Annotated in this window: 19 protein-coding genes; 6 read left to right on the top strand and 13 right to left on the bottom strand. The window is 68.1% G+C overall.

What is annotated here, in order from left to right; translation table 11 throughout:
- Window positions 1-12: 12 nt before the first annotated feature.
- The 7 genes from ABN034_RS26300 to ABN034_RS26270 all read right to left on the bottom strand — a co-directional run bounded on the left by ABN034_RS26300 (window position 13) and on the right by ABN034_RS26270 (window position 6220).
- Window positions 13-264, bottom strand: a complete 252-nt coding sequence (locus tag ABN034_RS26300; protein ID WP_349693652.1) for a type II toxin-antitoxin system RelE family toxin — start codon at window positions 262-264, stop codon at window positions 13-15.
- Window positions 242-526 carry a type II toxin-antitoxin system prevent-host-death family antitoxin gene (locus tag ABN034_RS26295; protein WP_349693651.1) on the bottom strand — a complete coding sequence of 95 codons (285 nt, stop codon included), beginning with the start codon at window positions 524-526 and terminating at the stop codon, window positions 242-244. The genes ABN034_RS26300 and ABN034_RS26295 overlap by 23 nt, the downstream gene beginning before the upstream one ends.
- Before the next feature lie 44 nt (window positions 527-570).
- The gene (locus tag ABN034_RS26290; RefSeq protein WP_349693650.1) at window positions 571-2058 is read right to left on the bottom strand and encodes an MFS transporter; all 1488 of its coding nucleotides are present in this window, start codon (window positions 2056-2058) and stop codon (window positions 571-573) included.
- A 116-nt stretch (window positions 2059-2174) separates the two neighbouring features.
- Complete coding sequence (locus tag ABN034_RS26285) at window positions 2175-3050, bottom strand: amidohydrolase family protein (RefSeq protein ID WP_349693649.1); 876 nt, start codon at window positions 3048-3050, stop codon at window positions 2175-2177.
- Window positions 3047-3886, bottom strand: coding sequence for an HpcH/HpaI aldolase family protein (locus ABN034_RS26280; protein ID WP_349693648.1), 840 nt, complete (start codon window positions 3884-3886; stop codon window positions 3047-3049). The genes ABN034_RS26285 and ABN034_RS26280 overlap by 4 nt, the downstream gene beginning before the upstream one ends.
- 31 nt (window positions 3887-3917) lie before the next feature.
- Window positions 3918-5096, bottom strand: a complete 1179-nt coding sequence (locus ABN034_RS26275) for a DUF5624 domain-containing protein (protein WP_349693647.1) — start codon at window positions 5094-5096, stop codon at window positions 3918-3920.
- Entirely contained in the window at window positions 5093-6220 is a 1128-nt protein-coding gene (locus tag ABN034_RS26270) for a hypothetical protein (RefSeq protein WP_349693646.1), read from the bottom strand. The genes ABN034_RS26275 and ABN034_RS26270 overlap by 4 nt, the downstream gene beginning before the upstream one ends.
- Window positions 6221-6325: 105 nt before the next feature.
- Between ABN034_RS26270 and ABN034_RS26265 the strand changes: the two genes are divergently transcribed.
- Together ABN034_RS26265 and ABN034_RS26260 are read left to right on the top strand one after the other, a co-directional pair.
- Window positions 6326-7243: a LysR family transcriptional regulator gene (locus ABN034_RS26265; RefSeq protein ID WP_349693645.1), complete on the top strand. Its 918-nt coding sequence runs from the start codon at window positions 6326-6328 to the stop codon at window positions 7241-7243.
- Window positions 7244-7442: 199 nt separating this feature from the next.
- Complete coding sequence (locus tag ABN034_RS26260; protein WP_349693644.1) at window positions 7443-9044, top strand: LCP family glycopolymer transferase; 1602 nt, start codon at window positions 7443-7445, stop codon at window positions 9042-9044.
- Window positions 9045-9066: 22 nt separating this feature from the next.
- Here the strand turns inward: ABN034_RS26260 and ABN034_RS26255 are convergent, their stop codons facing one another.
- Window positions 9067-9384, bottom strand: a complete 318-nt coding sequence (locus tag ABN034_RS26255) for a hypothetical protein (RefSeq protein ID WP_349693643.1) — start codon at window positions 9382-9384, stop codon at window positions 9067-9069.
- A gap of 311 nt (window positions 9385-9695) precedes the next feature.
- On the opposite strand from ABN034_RS26255, the gene ABN034_RS26250 reads away from it, so the two are divergent.
- Window positions 9696-10472 (top strand): glucosamine-6-phosphate deaminase, encoded by a 777-nt coding sequence (locus tag ABN034_RS26250; RefSeq protein ID WP_349693642.1) that lies wholly within the window; start codon window positions 9696-9698, stop codon window positions 10470-10472.
- Window positions 10473-10544: 72 nt separating this feature from the next.
- Here the strand turns inward: ABN034_RS26250 and ABN034_RS26245 are convergent, their stop codons facing one another.
- The gene (locus ABN034_RS26245) at window positions 10545-11237 is read right to left on the bottom strand and encodes a TetR/AcrR family transcriptional regulator (RefSeq protein ID WP_349693641.1); all 693 of its coding nucleotides are present in this window, start codon (window positions 11235-11237) and stop codon (window positions 10545-10547) included.
- Window positions 11238-11381: 144 nt separating this feature from the next.
- Here ABN034_RS26245 and ABN034_RS26240 point away from each other — a divergent pair, with 144 nt between their 5' ends.
- On the top strand, window positions 11382-12059 hold the full coding sequence (locus ABN034_RS26240) for a DUF998 domain-containing protein (RefSeq protein ID WP_349693640.1): 678 nt from the start codon (window positions 11382-11384) through the stop codon (window positions 12057-12059).
- A 17-nt stretch (window positions 12060-12076) separates the two neighbouring features.
- Window positions 12077-12568, top strand: coding sequence for a GNAT family N-acetyltransferase (locus tag ABN034_RS26235; protein ID WP_349693639.1), 492 nt, complete (start codon window positions 12077-12079; stop codon window positions 12566-12568).
- 26 nt (window positions 12569-12594) lie between these two features.
- On the opposite strand, the gene arfA is transcribed toward ABN034_RS26235, so the two are convergent.
- Complete coding sequence (gene arfA, locus ABN034_RS26230; RefSeq protein ID WP_349693638.1) at window positions 12595-14121, bottom strand: arabinosylfuranosidase ArfA; 1527 nt, start codon at window positions 14119-14121, stop codon at window positions 12595-12597.
- A gap of 127 nt (window positions 14122-14248) precedes the next feature.
- Here arfA and ABN034_RS26225 point away from each other — a divergent pair, with 127 nt between their 5' ends.
- Entirely contained in the window at window positions 14249-14785 is a 537-nt protein-coding gene (locus ABN034_RS26225) for an RBBP9/YdeN family alpha/beta hydrolase (RefSeq protein WP_349693637.1), read from the top strand.
- On the opposite strand, the gene ABN034_RS26220 is transcribed toward ABN034_RS26225, so the two are convergent.
- From ABN034_RS26220 to ABN034_RS26210, 3 genes are all read right to left on the bottom strand, one after another.
- Window positions 14775-15959, bottom strand: coding sequence for an ROK family protein (locus tag ABN034_RS26220; RefSeq protein ID WP_349693636.1), 1185 nt, complete (start codon window positions 15957-15959; stop codon window positions 14775-14777). The two genes, ABN034_RS26225 and ABN034_RS26220, sit on opposite strands and share 11 nt — an antisense overlap.
- A 162-nt stretch (window positions 15960-16121) precedes the next feature.
- Window positions 16122-16742 (bottom strand): dihydrofolate reductase family protein, encoded by a 621-nt coding sequence (locus tag ABN034_RS26215; RefSeq protein WP_349693635.1) that lies wholly within the window; start codon window positions 16740-16742, stop codon window positions 16122-16124.
- On the bottom strand, window positions 16742-17248 hold the full coding sequence (locus ABN034_RS26210) for an SRPBCC family protein (RefSeq protein WP_349693634.1): 507 nt from the start codon (window positions 17246-17248) through the stop codon (window positions 16742-16744). Before ABN034_RS26210 ends, ABN034_RS26215 begins: the two co-directional genes overlap by 1 nt.
- Between the last annotated feature and the right edge of the window lie 3 nt (window positions 17249-17251).

The following is a 17251-nucleotide window of genomic DNA, read 5'->3' as shown; positions in this document are numbered from 1 at the left end:
TCAGATCGGCGCTTACCGGTAGGACTCCCGCCTGTGTGCGACGGAGTACACCGTGACGGTTCCGGCGGAGTCGTCGATCTCGTAGAGGATGCGATACTCCCCGATCCGGATGCGCCACCCGCTCGTGCTGCCGAGGAGTTTCTTGACTCCGCTCGGCCGAGGCTCCCTGCCGAGCGTGATGATGGTGTTGAGCACCCGCGCGAAGGTCGGACGCGGTAGGCGCTGAAGTTGCTTGGAGACGTCAGGATGAAACTGAACCCTCACGCGACCTGAGCCGCCAGATCATCAACGAGACACCGAGAGCGTCCATCACGTCCTCGAGCGACATCACTTCGTCTTCGCTGTCTCGGAGCTCACGAAACCGAAGACTGTCGACGATGTCGGCGTGCTCATGCAGGCGCTCATAGTCATCCATGCTGATGATAACGGCAACTCCGCGCCCGCTGTCGGTGATGATCGCCTCATGGCCAACGGTCCCTGCCTGCTGCAGATGATCCACCGGACAGGCCGGGAGGTTGTGGAGCATTTCGGTACCAGGAGGCACCAAGATCCTCCACAACCTGGCAGGGACTACCCGGCCGCGGCGGTTCCGGCTTCGATGTCGGCTGTTCGGCGCAACTTCGGGATCAGAAGCGAGACGACCAGGCCGATCAGCACGCATCCGGCGAGGACGAAGTAGCCGTTGCGGTAGCCGGCATCGAGGTAGAGCGCGGTGCCCTTCACGACGGTGGAGTGACTGCCCAGCACCGTGAACAGCACCTGGGTGACGAAGGTGATCACCACACCGAGCAACATCAGCGACATGCCGCTGGCCAGGGCCTGTTCGCGGGGCGTCACCGCGGACAGGATGAGGATCGGGTTGCAGGCGTACACCATGCCGGCACCCAGCGCGGTGAGCATGCCGGTGGCGATGATCTGAACGGCGTTGTGGTGGTAGAAGCCCGCCACAACAAGTCCCGCCATGGTGATCACGACGCCGAGCAGCCAGGGAACCCGCGGGTCGAAGCGGCGGGACGAAGCGCCTGCCGCCATGCCGACGACGAACAACACGACACCTGCCGGCAGGCCGACGAGCGCACCCTGCATGGCCGACCAACCCAACCCGTCGGAGACACCGGGAATCCGCGGGTAGAGCGGAATGACCACGGTCATGATCGCGGCCGCGACGAACGCCGTGCCCTGGACGATGGAGCCGGCGGACAACACCGTGGCGACCTCACGCCGTGACAGCATCGGCAGGTCGAGCAACGGATGCGCGACTCTTCGCTCGACGAGGACGAAGCCGAGCAGGATGACGACCGCACCTCCGGCCAGCGCCAGCACGCGTGCGTCCTGCCATCCCCAGACCGATCCCTGGCTGACGCCGTACATCAAGGCGATGATGCTCGCGCCCAGCAGGACCCCGCCGAGCCAGTCGAAGCCCCCGGCGGCGCGCCGCGGAGTTTCGGGGACGAGCACGATGACCAACAGGAGCGCCACCGCGGTACAGGCCGAAACGAACCAGATCGCGCCACGGAAACCGACGTTGTCCAACAGAAAGCCCGCGATCAGCGGGCCGACGGCGATGATCGCACCCAGCGTGGCGCCGATGATGCCGGTGGCCGTGCCGACCCGGCGCGCGGGGAAGATGTCCCGAGCGGTGGCGAAGACCAACGGTGCCACGGGAACGTAGCACGCGGAGATCGCCCGCCCGATCAGCAACACCGCGTAGGTGGGGGCGAGTGCGCTGATCACGTCGCCGATCAGACCGATGACGATCACGACGATCATGACACGCTTCTTGCCGAACATGTCGCCGAGCTTGACGACGAACGGCAACAGCAACGTCCCGCACAGGACGTAGATGAGGCTGTACCACGCGATCTGGGTGGTGTGGAAGTACTGCGCGATCTGTGCCTGGGCGGTCGCCGTGATCACCGACGCCGCGTTGACCAGTTGCGCTGCCCACAGGAGGGCGACGAGCAGAATGGCGAAGGGAGCGCGGAGCCGCCAGTCGCTATTCGCGCCTGCGCCGCCCGGCGCGTCGCCGGGACGCGACGCTGTCGAGGGTTGCACCATGATGATTCCTTTCGTACAAGAGTCGAGTTGGCTCGTCGAATGGGCCAGAAGAAGGCAACCTTTGATTCCTTTCGTAATGGTGAATATCGATGGAGACGCCCCCGCGGATTCGCGGGTCAGGAGGCGTAGAAGAGCTTTTCGGGTGTACGGACGAGGATCTGGTGAAGGTCCCCCTCGTCGGGCGCCCAGTCGGCGAGGAGGTTCAGCAACTCCCCGGTGTCACGTTGGCCGTTGGGCAGGTGTGGCCAGTCCGAGCCCCAGAGGAGCCGGTCGGGCCGGGCCTCGACCAGCGCGCGTCCGATCGGTTCGGCGGCAGACAACGGCTTGCCCGCCACCACCCGGTACGGTCCCGACAGTTTGATGTGGCATGCTCCGCCGTCCAGAATCTTCAGCAGCCGCTCGAAATCGGCAGGTGTCAGCCCGTCGGACTCCTTCATGTAGCCCATGTGGTCGATGACGAAGGGGTGCTCGAAATCGGCAAAGAAATCCAGCAGGTTCCGCACGATCGTGCCGGGCGTGTAGAACTGCAGATGCCATCCTCGAGAGCGTGCCCTGGCCGCCATCTTCTGGATGTAGGCGACGAGATCATCCAGCGGCCAGGAGGCGCGGGCGAACAGGTCGAGGCGGATCGCCCGCACCCCGGCCTCGTGATAGCCATCGAGCTCACTGTCGGCGATGTCGTCGTCGATGCGCACCACGCCCCGGCAGCACCGCCCGAGATTCCGCAGGACGTCGAGCAACAACGTGTTGTCCGTGCCGTAGTAGGTCGGCTGCACGAGAACCATGCGTTCGATACCGAGCCATTCTGTGAGCCGGAGGTACTTCTCCAGGCTTGCGTCCGGGAAGGTGTAGAGCGGCTCCGGCACACAGGGATATCCCGGGTCGAACACGTGGAAATGCGTGTCACAGCTCCGGGGTGGCGGCACGAACCGCGGCCTGGTGTTCGTCTCGGCCCGCCGCATCGGCAGGGTACGCGCGAAGTCGGGAGTCATGATGTGTCCTCGCTGTCAGCGTGACCCGGTGATGTCGTTTGGTGGGCGGCGATCGCTCGCTGTGCGCTGGCACCGGCGGCCTGATAGAGCAGGGCGGCGTCCATGCCGGTCAACACAAGGGGGCAGACGCCGAGGGCTATGAGCGCCTCGAAGCTCGCCTGGTCGCCGACGCCACCGACGGTCAGCAGCTTTCCGTGGTGCCTGCATGCCCGCGCCGCCGTGGCGACGGCCTCACGCACCCGCGGATCGTCGTACTGTCCGGGCACCCCGAGTTCGGCGGTGAGGTCGTTGGCGCCGATCGCGAGCATGTCAACGCCGTCCAGCGCCGCGATGGCGTCCGCGTTCGCGATACCGGCCGGCGTCTCGAGCAGGATCTGCACGACAACCGCGTTGTCGAGCGCCGGATTGAGCGTTCCGGCTGGCAGGGGCCGCATGCCGAGCTGCGGAACCATGGCGGTCTGGGAGCGCTGGCCGCGCGGGGCGAACCGGCACGCCCTGGCGACCAGCCGGGCCTGGTCCACGGTCTCGATCCGCGGGGCGACGATTCCGTGCGCTCCGCCGTCGAGCAGCCGGCCGATCATGCCGTACTCGCGTTCGGGGATGCGGACGAACGGCGTCATGCTCAGGCTGTCGGCCGCGCCGCACAATGTGGCAGCCACGTCGGTCGACATGGTGGAGTGCTCCAGGTCGACCAGGATCGCGTGGTGCCCCGTCGAGCGGGCCATGTGTACGACGTCGGTGGTACGGCCGCAGCGGATGCCCATCATCAGCGTGAGCTCACCGGTGCGAAGGCGGCTCAGGAAGTCGTCGCCGGCCGGGTCGTCGTGTGTACGCATCACACCACCTCTCACAGATCCGTCGGGTCCCTCACAGGTCGGTCGGGTACAGCACCCCGGTCAGCCCGGGAACAACCACCCGGGTCGGGTCGTAGTTGGCCGCCGCGAGCGACTCGACGGCGAAGTCGACAACGGCACCGGACAGCAGCTGCCGCGGGTCCTCCAGCAGCACCCGGAGCCTGGTGACCATGGCGTGCATGTCGTCCGCCGAGCCGATGAACGGCATCTCGCTGACCTCGGTGACCGCCGGGTCGCTGACATCCGGGAATCGCACGCCCGCCGGGGCGTACCGCGGGTAGCCGTCGAACATCACGGCTCCGAGCTCGACGGTTGCCCTGGTGGCACACCAGAGGTCGCGGAACCGCTGCTCGAACGCGGCCACCTCGGACAGGTCGCCACCGGTCGGTGTGGCGAAGGTCTCCGCAGGCGGAGCCAGGTACATCCGCTCCAACGGCAGGCGTCGGCTCGATGCGCCCAGGATCATCGTGGCGACGCTGTTCGTGGTCCAGGTGACACCGGCCGTCGGGCGACCCTGCTGGCCGGCGATGACGACCATCGCCCGCTCCCAGTCGATGTCGTACGAACGCAGCCAACGGGTGATGCGGAAGCTCACGTCCAGGCCCGCGAGGAAGAACGTCGCGACCATCATGTGGTTCATGGGTACGGGGAGCTCGACCTCGCCTCCCCCTGCGAGGAAGTCCGACCGCAGCGTCTCCGGCGTGAGGTAGTCCTCGTCGGCCAGCGCCGCGCCAAGGTAGCGCGCGGTGATCGCGCAGGAGTAGTCGACCAGATCGGCGATCTGTTGTTCCCGTCCCTGGAACGCCTCGACGGCGATGCCGTCCCGCCACAGCTCGACGCTGTTCGCCAACCGGGTCGAGGTGACCTCGGCCAGGAGCCGCTCGGCGCCGGATCGCCAGGAGCTGTCACCGAGTACGGTGCGCAGGTGGACCAGGCTCGCGATTGCTGGGCCGAGGTGGGCTACACCGGTCAGCTCCTTGAACCCGCGGGATGACAGGCGGAAGCTCTCGACCCGCGGCGGCTTTCCACCGCCGGGGTAGATCGCGAGGTCGGCGCCGGTCGCGACGATCAGCGGGTCGTTGGTGCTGCGGGTGGCGATGGCTCGCGCCAGCTGCCTGCCGATGCCCTCGGGATGGGCCGTGTAGGCGGTGAACAGCCGAAGCAGCTCGGGACTCTCGCAGGCGGCGGTCACCTTGCGCTCCTCCCTCTGTCGCGGTGGCGCGGCGCTTGTTCGGTGAAGCGGTAGACCACGGTGTGCGTCGCGAACCGGACGTCGGCGCTCAGAGCGTTCGAGACCGCGACCAGCGGCCCTTGCCCGTCGGCGCACACCGCGACGTCGGTGCCACCGAAGGTCGGAAACTCCCCCACGACGGCGAGCTTTCCGTCGTGCCACTGGTAGAGCGTCGAGCTCAGCGCCGTGTCCGGCGCCTCCCGGGTGCCGAGGATGAAGTTGACCCGAACGACGTACGGCCCGTGCTTTCCCGGCAGTACGGCGAGCTCGCGGCCGCCCAACCCGTCCAGGACCTGGTGATCGACGAACCGGTCACCGTCCCAGCGCAGCAGGCGCGACCGGCTGAGCAGGCAGGCGACGAGCAGGTAGTCGTGACCGTCGGCGTGAAAGGTGGCGAAGGCGCGGCCGTGTCGTTCGGCAACCTCCTGGTGGACGACGAAACGACCGCCGTCCCAGCGATAAAGGCGGGACGGCTCCACGTGGTCGGCGTGGGCCAGGAAGTCCTGACCACCCACGCTGAACGCATGCCAGTTGTACGCCCACTGCGAGGAGATCTCCTGCGACAACCGGAACGCCTCGCCATCCCAGCGGAAGATCAGTGACGGCCGGTTCACTGGCGCGGTGTCCGGCAGCGCGACACCCTGGGCCAGCGCGAGGAAATGCTGTCCCGCGACGGTGAAGTGGCGCCACTGCTTGGCCGCGAAGCCCGCGACGGTCTGAAACGGCTCGAAGCGCGAGCCGGACCAGGTGTAGATGGTCGACTCCGTGGCGTACTCATAGGGGCCCCGGCCGCGGCGGATGCTCGCCGTGGCGAGGAACGCACGGTCGCCGATGCGGAAGAACTCCGCGTCCTCGCCGCCGGGGACCGGAAGGGTCTGGAACGGCTCGTAGCCTCCGACGGTCTTGCGCAGGAGCAACAGGTCGGTGTCGCTGTCGCCGCCGTTCATGTCGGCTGGTCGTCCCGGCAGGTCGTAGGCGAGCTGCGGCACGGCCAACAGCGACATCCCGTCAAGCTCGAAGGGTTCGACAGCCCGTGCACCGGAGGTCGGTATACGACACCACTCGGTGAGCCGCGCTGCACACATACCGACTCCTCACACGTCGCGGACAAGTACAGGTCACGCCCGGCGGCCGAGGCAAGTAAGCTGACGTTACGTTTGACGACTCTGACCGTTAGCGAAGCTGGACACATGCTCGACGTTCGCAAGTTGATCATGCTGCGGGCAGTCGCGTCGGAGGGTTCCATCGCGGCCGCGGGCCGCGCCCTGCGCTACACGCGCTCGGCCGTCTCCCAGCAGCTGGCCGCCCTGGAGAAGGAGGCCGGCACACCGCTGGTTCAGCGGGCGGGCAATCGGATCACCCTGACCTCCGCAGGGCGCGCCCTCGTCGAGCATGCCGAACGCATCCTCACCGAGCTGCGGGCCGCCGAGGCGACGTTGTCCCACGACGCCGCGAGCGTCACCGGGTTGCTCCGGGTCGGCGTTCCATTCCGCGAGGGCCCGCGCATCATGAGTCGTGCCCTGACCGAGGTCCGTCGCCGGTTCCCCGACATGGAGATCAGGCTGGCCGCCACCACCGACGACGCCGGGCCGGAGGCGGTGGTCCGCGACCAGCTGGACATGGTGATCGTGTCGCGGTACGGCTCCGCACACCATCGCACCACCTCCGGCCTGCGCGAGTGGGTGCTCGGACATGACCCGCTGCGGCTCTGCGTTCCGTTCGACCATCCGCTTGCACACGCACGAAAGTGTGCGATGGCGCAGCTGCGGGACGAGTCGTGGATCGTGTGCCTCGACGGCGCGCTCGGCCGGCTCACGACGAGCTTGTGCACGGCGGCCGGCTTCGAGCCACGGGTGACCGCCACCGTGGACGACATCGGCGCCGCGATCGGCCTGGTGGGCATCGGATGGGGCGTCACGATCGCCCCGGAGCTCACACCTGCCGGCGCCGACGCCCGCCTTGCCCGAATTCCGATCGAGGGGGTCGACACCGTTCGACACAACGTCGTGATCGTCCGGGACGGAGAGCACCTCTCACCACGCATCGCCGCGGTGATCGCCGCCTTGCGGGCGATCAGTGCCGAACTGCCTGTCGCCGAGGCCCGCTGAGCCCCTGCCGCGTCACACCGGCGACCTGCGGCCCGCGCACCCGAGGTGGGTGATGACGCAATTCTGGTATCTGCCGAACCTGGCAAGGGGTTCAAGACAGGAGGTTCAGGAGAACACCGCCCGTAGGAAGACTCCAGGTATGTCTGGCAACCAAAGGATGTCTGGGAACCAAACCAGCTCCACACCCCGGCGCCGTCCGATGTCCGTGCCACTCGCCGTCGCGGTGACAGTCCTCGGCACGATCATTCCCGGCACCGGGTTGATCGTCGCCGGACGACGCAAGCTCGGGTTGACAGTCGTCGGTATCTTCGGCGTTCTGTCCCTGGCCGCAGGCACTCTTGCCCTCAGCGGACAGCGGACGTTGCTGCACTGGTCGGTCGAACCACGAGCGCTGCTGCTCATCGGGCTCGTTGTGCCCACGCTGGGCGCGGCATGGTGCCTGCTGGTGATCGTGACCTATCGCTCGCTGAGCCCCACGGCCAGAACCCGGCGTCGCTCGTCCACGATCATCGGGAACCTGGTTGCCGGCACGCTGGCACTTGCGGTCCTGGCACCTTTCGTCGTCGCAGGACGCTACGCGCTGATTCAGAAGAGCGTGATCGAACAGGTTTTCTCCGTACAGGAAGCAGCGAGCGGTCTCGCACCGACCAGTACGGCCACGCATGCGTCGCGGCCTGCTCCGACGGGCCCCGCACCGACGGGCCCCGCACCGACGGGCCCCGCACCGACGAGTCCCGCAGCGCAAGGCCCGGCATCGACGAGTCCCGCACCGACGAAGGCACTGCCGAGCCAGCCAGCCCCAACCCAGGCAATCCCGACCCAGCCAGCGCCGACCCAGGCAGCGCCGACCCAGCCAGCCTCGGCGAGCCCCGCTGGCGTCGTACAAGACCCGTGGGGTGGGCGCGATCGCATCAACGTCCTGCTGCTGGGCGGTGACGCAGGGCCGGACCGGACGGGGACCCGCACGGACACGATCATCCTTGCGAGCATCGACACCCACACCGGTGACACCGTGCTGTTCAGCGTTCCCCGCAACCTGCAGAAGGTGCCGTTCCCCACCGGAAGTGCCCTCGCACAGGCGTACCCGAACGGGTTCCAGGCCCCCGGCGACGTGGAGGAGCAGCTGCTCACGGAAGTCTACGAGAGCGTCCCAGAGGCGCATCCCGGTCTCGTCAAGGCCGCCGACCCCGGCGCTGTCGCGGTGAAACAGGCCGTGTCGGGTGCGCTCGCGATCCCGGTCGACTACTACGTCCTGGTCAACCTGAAGGGTTTCGAGCGGCTCATCGACGCACTCGGAGGGCTCACCCTCAACGTCAACGAACGCGTCGCGATCGGTGGTGAGGCCGACGCCGGCCTGAAGCCGCACAGCTACATCGAGGAGGGGCCAAACCAGCGCATGGATGGATGGAAGGCACTCTGGTTCGCCCGCGGACGCTACGGCGCGAGTGACTGGGACAGGATGCTTCGCCAGCGGTGCGTGATCAAGGCGATCATCGACCAGGCCAACCCAGTGACGCTCCTCACCCGCTACGAAGCTGTCGCGAAGACGTCGAAAGACATCGTGCAGAGTGACATACCGGCGTCGACGCTTCCGGCGTTCGTCGACCTCGGTCTGAAGGTGAAGCAGGCGAACGTGACCAATGTCGCCTTCCTCCGCGATGTCATCAAGCCTTCGAATCCAGACTTCGCCCACATGCGGTCGACAGTTCGGCAGGCGCTGCACACAAGTGGTGACAAGCAGGTTTCACCGCCGGACCACCTCGACAACCTCACCCAGGCGTGTGCCTACGACGAGGGATAGGCGGCGGCAGCGGCCCAGCAGCTCAGATGTGAACGGCCTTCCGCACTTTGCGTACGCGTTTTCTGGCGTTCCTGGATACCTTCTTCATCCGCTTCGCCGGGTGCTTGGACCCCCGACGCCACTTCGTGCGGACACCGCGCTTCACCTCTTTGTGGCGCGGCAGTTTGTGGCGCGGCAGCAGCAACCTCACTCCGACCGCGTAGACGCGTATCGCGAGGAGCGCGAGCGGAACTCCCAACGGGAGCAGGAGAATCGTCACGCAGAGGACGAGAGCGACGACAAGCAGGACAGTGGCAAGCAGAAAGACCGGTATGGCGGAAACTCCGCGGAGAAACCTCATGGTACGGCCCTCCCTCCGCGATCGGCGTTCATGATCGACCGACCGGCCCGGGCGCCACTTCCGTGCGGCCTGCCCGTCCCTCGCCGACCGCGATGTCAGAAGCGTGGGGGCCCTGCGGGTATGGACGCCAGGGTTGAGGTCCTACCAGAAATTTTACGCCTGAGGGCACGCACCTTCGTACGGCCGCACCATCGTGCGCGGTCGCTGCAGCGTTAGCATCAGTCTCACCCCGCGCACGGGGCCGCCGCCTCCGCTCCAGGCCGGAGCCAGCGAGCTTCGAGCGAGGCCAACATCGTCTTCTGGGAGGCAGCGTGATCGGAGCAACTGAGGAACGTCGGGTCGACAAGCTGCGGATCCAGATCTTCGACGACTCGGCCAGCCTGGGTCGTGCCGCCGCCCAGTTCACCGCCACGGTGGTGCGGGACGCCGTCGCCGCTCGAGGGAGCGCGCGGGTCGTGCTCGCGACCGGCAACTCCCAGCTCGGCTTCGTCGCCGCCCTGCAGGACCAGGCTGGCGTGCCGTGGGATGCGGTGACGGTGTTCCACCTGGACGAGTACCTCGACCTGTCCGCCGAACACCCCGCGAGCTTCCGCCGCTGGATCCGCGAAAGGATCACCGATCCGCTGAGGCCGGCGCAGGTCCACTACATCGAGGGAGACGCACCGGATCCGCAGGCGGAGTGCAGGCGGTACGAAGAACTCCTGCGCGCGGAGCCGCTTGACCTGGTGTGCATGGGAATCGGCGAGAACGGCCATATCGCGTTCAACGAGCCCCACCAGGTCGACTTCGCCGACGACACCTGGGTCCGGATCATCGAGCTCGACCACGAGTCGCGCGTCCAGCAGGTCGGCGAAGGGCACTTCGGCTCCGTCGAGGAGACCGCGCCCCGCGCCATCACCGTGACCGTGCCCGCCCTGCTGTCGGCGCGCGCCCTCCAGGTGGTGGTGCCTGAGCTCCGCAAGGCGCCCGCCGTACGAGCGACGGTGTACGACGAGGTCTCGCCCGCATGCCCCGCGACCATTCTTCGACACCAGGAACACGCCGTACTGCTGCTCGATCGGCAGTCTGCATCGCTGCTCGACAGCTGACGGCAGCGAGGCGGCTACCTCACCGCTCGGGGCCGCGCGCTGGTGGCGCCCTGAAGGCTCGGGCAGCTTGTCTCAGCTGGCCGGTCCGGTGGAGTTCCGGACCGGGCCGTACGCCCGCAGGAACACATCGACACCTTGGAGTGCACGGCGTTCGACCTCGTCGGTCAGTGGCTCCTGGTCGCTCGCTGTGAAAAGTGCCCGGTCGAGCGGGGCACCAAGGACCAGAAAGGCAAAGTGCTCAGAAACCAGGCGCGGTTCGTCGACAGACAGTAACCCGCGCCTACCGAGCTGGGCCATCGCTTCGGCAAGCGCGTCCATCACCCGGTCAGGTGCGCGTTCGTAGTAGTCCCTCGCCAGCTCGGGAAACCGCTCCGCCTCTCCGATGAGCAGCCGCCGCAATCTCACGACCCGCCCACTCAGGACAGGGCGGACCAGGTTGACGGCGGTGGCCCTCAGCTCGGCCGCAGCCTCGTCGGCGTTGTCGGCGTCAGCCAGCGTGGAGACAACCTCGGTCGAGAATCGCTCGGCGACCGCGAAGGCCTCGGCGAGGATCTCCCGGAACAGCTGCTCCTTCCCACCGAAGATGTTGTAGACCGTTCGCTTGGAGACCCGAGCCTCCGCGGCGATGTCGTCCACGTTCGCCCCGAGATATCCGTTCGTCAGGAAGTGCTCGGATGCCGCGGCGACGATCGCCGCGCGCGAGCGTGCGATCCGCGGGTCGAGTGCCGCATCGTCGGTTGGCGCGGGCTGTCTCCCTGTGGCCACCCGGAGCCCCCTGTTCTCATCTCGTCACTTCCGCTTCCACTCGGGTACTGATCAGTGTATAACTACACCCACGAGTGCAGTATTGCCCTACTGAGTGCACTACATCCGCTACTGGCTCCGGTCCGAGCAGAGGGGTCCAAGCCCATGACCAGCACGTCACAGCTGAACGAGCGTTTCGACCGCACAGCCGCCGTCACCCGTTCCCTCCTCGGTTGGGGCGTGGTCGCGGGTCCCTTCTACCTCACGCTCGGGGTCGTGCTCGCGCTCACCCGCGACGGATTCGACATCACCCGGCATCCGCTCAGCCTGCTCATGCTCGGGGCGTACGGATGGATCCAGACGCTCAACCTCGCCCTGACCGGACTCATGACGATGGCGGCGGCCCTGGGATTCACCCGTGCGATGCGACGATCGGGCGGGACCTCCTGGGCGGGCATTCTCCTCGGAGCGTTCGGCGTGTGCCTCGTCGCGAGCGCGATCTTCGCGCCGGACCCGATGGACGGGTTCCCAGAAGGAGCCTCCACGAGCGAGGTGTCACCGGGCGGCATCCTTCACTTCGCGTTCGGCGCGGTCGGCTTCCTGCTCCTCGCAGCGGCCACGTTCGTGGTGGCCAGGTGGTGTGCACGACGGCGGGAGACCACGTGGGCGTGGTGGTCGAGGATCAGCGGCATCGTGGTGGTCGTCGGGTTCTTCAGCGGGGCGGTCATGCCCAGCCTGGAACTCGGCGTTCTCACCCTGTGGATCGCCGTCCTCGCGATCTGGGGCTGGCTCGCGGCCGCCTCCATCCACCTCTACCGCACGGTGCCGCATCCTGACGCCTGAGTCGTACGATGCACGCCGTGACCGACCGGCAGATCGAGTTGCGCCGCGCGCGCCCTGGCGACGCACCGACGATCGCGGAGATCTGGCGCACCGGTTGGAACGACGGCCACCTCGGTAACGTGCCGGACGACCTCGTCACCGCGCGGACCGCCGAGTCGTTCCATACCCGTGCCGCCCAACGCGTCGACGACACCACCGTCGCGCTGGCCAGCGGCGAGATCGCAGGATTCGTCATGGTGCACGCCGACGAAGTGGAACAGGTATACGTCGCGGCCGCCCATCGAGGCGCCGGCATAGCCGATCTCCTCCTCGACGACGCCGAACGTCAGGTCGGCGGAGCCGGCCACACGACCGCATGGCTGGCCGTCGTGCCGGGCAACGCCAGGGCGCGGCGCTTCTACGAGCGCCGCGGCTGGACCGACACCGGGCCGTTCGTCCACTCCGCGCCGGGTGCTCACGGGCCGATTCCCGTGCCCTGTCACAGATACGTGAAGGACGTACGCCGATGAGGAGTCACCTCGGCCCTCGGCAGTCGTCACACCCCAGCTGCCGCCCGGGTCACGCCGCAGCGCAGGACGTTCCACGACACCGGCGCGAGGCTGGCCGTCACCGTGGAGCCGTCGACCGCCGTCGTCAGTGGGCGCGGTAGGACCCGGTCGGGTTCGTCCGGCGTGTTCCGTGCCCCGCCTTCGGCGTCGTACATCGTCAGGCTGTCGATCACCGAGACGTCCCCGAATGCCCTCAGGTCGAGCGTCAGGTCCAGCTCCGCATCGGTGGAGCGGTTGATGGCGAACACCGTCACGCTTCCGTCGTCGGCCCGCACCGCCACGGCGTCGAGCATGGGCACGTCACCCAGGCTCTCGACCGGCGTCGTCGGCGACTGTGCCACGGCATCCAGGACGGTCCCGCGTCCCCACCGCGAGCCGTGGAGGTAGGGGTAGAAGATCGTCTCCCGCCAGGCCGGCCCGCCCGTCCGCGTCTTGATCGGCCCCAACACGTTGACCAGCTGCGCGAGGCAGCCGATCCGGACCCGGTCCGCGTGGCGCAGCAGGCTCAGCATCATGCCACCGAACGCCACCGCGTCGACCGCGTCGTAGGTGCCCTCGGCAATCGGTGGTGCGAACGGCCAGTCCTCCGGCTCCTCCTTGCCGGGACCTTCGTGGCGGGTGGGCGTCACGTTCCACTCGTCGAAGGCGAGGTGGATCCGCTTGCGGCTCCGCTTCTTCGCGCGTACGTGGTCGCAGGTCGCGATGACCGCCTCGATCTGCTCGTCGGTGTGGATGCCCGACGCGAGGTAGTCGTCCAGCCCGCGGGCGCGGGAGAGGTAGCGGTGCACCGAGATGTACTCCACATGGTCGTAAGTATGTTCCAGGACGACCCGGTCCCAGTCGGGGAACGTCGCCACCGACGGCGCGGAACTCCCGCACGCGACCAGTTCGATGGACCCGTCGACCCACTTCATCGCCTTGGCGGTCTCCTCGGCGAGTCGGGCGTACTCCTCCGCCGTCTTGTGCCCGATCTGCCAGGGACCGTCCATCTCGTTGCCGAGACACCAGGTACGCACGCGGAACGGTTCCGGCGCGCCGTGTGCGACGCGAAGGTCCGACCACTGCGTCCCCCGGGGGTGGTTGGCGTACTCCACCAGCGTCCGGGCCGCGTCGACCCCCCGGGTACCGAGGTTGACGGCGAGCATCATCTCCGTGCCCGCCGCCTGGCACCACTCGGCGAACTCGTGCAGGCCGAACGCGTTGGTCTCGGTCGACCGCCATGCCAGGTCAAGCCGCGACGGCCGGTCGTCCGCCGGGCCCACGCCGTCCTCCCAGCGGTAGCCCGACACGAAGTTCCCTCCCGGATAGCGGACGATCGGAACGTCCAGCTCCCGCACGAGGTCCAGTACGTCGCCGCGCAAGCCGTGGCTGTCTGCGCTCGGGTGGGACGGCTCGTAGATCCCGTCGTACACGCAGCGGCCCATGTGCTCGACGAACGACCCGAACAGCCGCGGATCCACCCTGCCCACGACATGGTGCGGGTCCACGAACAACTGCGCTGGGTGCTTCTCCACAACAATCCTCTCCAGTGCTGTCGTGACGACATCCGATCATGCCGCTGGTGTAAAAATGGGCAGCACCCGCCCGTGTACGCCGGCTATGGGGGTGCGGCGGACCTGACCGTCACGAAAGGACGATCCTGTGAGCCGCAAGGCGATCATCTTCCACGGAACGGGCGCCGACCCTGACGTCTGCTGGCTCCCGTGGCTACGCGGGCGGCTGACCGACCGCGGGTACGCCGTCGAGAGCCCGCACTATCCCGGCCTCAATGTAGAGCCCATCGCCACGTTCCTGCCGAAGGTGCTGGCCAACCACACCTTCGACGAGCACACCGTGCTCATCGGCCACTCCGGCGGCGCCGCGCTCCTCCTCGCGATCCTCGAGCACATCGATGCCACAGTGGCCCAGGCTGTTCTCGTCGCCGGGTACTCCACACCGCCCAACGCCAGCGACGAGCCCGTGCTGCAGGCCACCTACGACTGGGCCGCGATCAGGTCCCACGTCCGCGACCTGTACTTCATCAACTCCCGTCACGACCCCTACGGTTGCGACGACCGGCAGGGGCGCGCGATGTTCGAACGACTCGGCGGCACCCAGATCGTCCGCGACGACGGGCACTTCGGCGACCACGACCAGCCGTACGAGACCTTCGAACTCCTCGACAAGCTCATCGACTGAGCCGAGACGCGCCCACGGCGTCTCGGGCCCGGCCCCGCAGGAACGCATCGCGGGCCACCGCGGCGGCACCGAGCGCCCAGTCCTCGAACGAATGTGGCTGCAGGACCATCGTGCACTCAACCGCGGAGCCGTAGGCCTGATCCACGAACGCGGTCCGAACGTGCTCGGCGAACAGGTCGTACACCGCAAGCCCTTCGCCGCTGACGATGATGCGGTCCGGGCCGACCAGGTTGGCGACCGTCGCCAGCGCCCGACCGAGGGTGGCACCCGCGTCGGCGAACACCTTCGCGGCAGGTCCGCCGGACCTCGCGAGTTCGGCGGCCTCGGCGATCGTGGACAGGGGAACACCCGTCGCCTGGCTGACCCTCCGGACGATCGCCGGATCGGCTGCCACCGCCTCGACGCATCCGTGACCACCGCAGTAGCACGGGGTGGCTGGGTCACCGAGCGGGATGTGGCCGAGCTCGCCCACGACTCCGTGAGCGCCGGACAGGACCCGCCCGTCCACGACGATCCCGCATCCGATCCCGGTCCCGATGGTGACGACGACCAGCACCGAGGCACCGACGCCCGCTCCCGTCGTACTCTCCGCCAACGTGAGCGCCCGTACGTCGTTCTCGACGACCGTGCTGATCCCGAGCGAGGCTTCGACGAGTTCGGCGAGCGGTACGTCGCGCCAGTCGAGGAAAGGCGAGAACCGCACGAGCCCGGTGTCGCGTTCGACCTCGCCTGAGACCGCGACGCAGGCCGCCGCCAGCTCGCCACCGGCCCGGTCGCGCAGCTTCCGTACGGCGGCGGAGATCCTCGACACGACCGTCCGCACGCGAGGGGATCTGAGCGGCAGCCGGCCACTCGCGAGCGCCACACCCGACAGGTTGGTGAGCGTGCCGACGACCTCGTTCCCGGTCACCTTGACTCCGGCGAACCACGCGGCTTCCGGCCGGACCCGGAGCTCACGGACTGGGCGCCCGACGCTGCCTCCGGCGGCGTCCCCCTCCAGCAGGAACCCGGCCGCGAGAAGGGGCCGGACGGACTTCGTCACCGAGGCCGCCGACAGGCCGGTACGCCGCGCGACGTCACCACGGGAAGACGGTCCGTGCGCAAGGATCGACGAGAACACGGTCCGGGAAGCCGGGTTGCGGCGCGGGAATGCCCCGTTCGGCGTACTTCCCATCGTTCCTCCTGCCGCCGTCTCTCGCTCGCCCGCCCGCGCCTGGCGTCGACGCCGGCCCGGCGCCGACGCCGGGTTGACACCAAGTATCGGTCGGGCCACGAGGCAGCTGTCAGGACAGGGGCCCGCGTGGGTGTTCGTTCGCGTACGCCGTCCGCCGTGCGCCTACCGCTCCCGGACGGCGTAGGTCAGGTGCGTCACCCTCGGAGAGTGCTCCGCGCGGACCGGCTCCAGGGCCACGCGGCCCGCGTCCACACCCTCGAACAGGCGGATTCCGGAGCCGAACAGCACGGGCGACAGCGCGATCGAGAACTCGTCGACCAGGCCGGCGTTCACGTACTCCAGGATCGTCGCGCCGCCGCCCGCGATGCGGACGTCGCGGTCGCCGGCGGCCTCGCGGGCCTGGTCGAGCGCGGCCTCGATGCCGTCGTTGACGAAGTGGAAGGTGGTCCCGCCCGGCCGCTCCCAGGGGTCACGCTTCTCGTGCGTCACGACGAACACCGGGGTGTGGAACGGCGCCTCCTCCGGCCACATCTGCTCGCCGGCGTCGAACATGCGCTTGCCCATGACGCTCGCGCCGGTGCGCAGATGCGTCTCCCGCACGATCTCGTTGTCGCGCCCTTCCTCGCCACCCTCGCCGAGCTTCAGGTTCTCCCGGAAGAACCGCAGCGGGAAGACCCACCGCTGCAGTTCCACCCACTGCTGCCCCATCAGGTCCCCGAGGGACTCGGGCGCGATGAAACCGTCCAGCGACATCGACACGCTGAAGAACACCTTCCCGGCCATCAGTCCTCCGCTCCCAACCGAGCGACCTCGGTGACATAGGCCGCCAGCTTGCTCAGGGTCTGCTGGCCGCCCTCGATCGCGTGGTACTTCTCGACCACCTCGTCGCGCAGTTCCTTGGTGGGGAACACCGTGCGCATCTCGATCCGGGTCGCCGCACCGTCGGGCTCGAACGTCAGGACCGACTCGAAGGCGTTCGGGTCGCCGCGGGACTCACCGTGCAGCAGCGCGATCCGCTCCGGCGGGGCGATCTCGTTCCAGGAGATCCACTCGGTGTAGTCCGTCCCGTCCGGCCCGTGCATCACGAAGTTCCACTCCCCGCCGACGCGGAACTCGAACGACCGCGTGGTCGTGGTGAACCCCTCCGGCCCCCACCACCGGGACAGGTGCCGCACCTCGGTGAACGCCTCGAACACCAGCTCCCGCGGGGCGTCGATGACCCGGGAGATCACGATCTCCCGGTCAGCCGTCGCGAACTGCGCCGGCCCTCCTCGTCCCGTCGCGCTCATCAG

Source organism: Actinopolymorpha sp. B11F2 (genome assembly GCF_040195635.1).
Classification (GTDB): Bacteria; Actinomycetota; Actinomycetes; order Propionibacteriales; family Actinopolymorphaceae; genus Thermasporomyces.
This window is presented reverse-complemented; position numbering and strand designations above follow the sequence as displayed.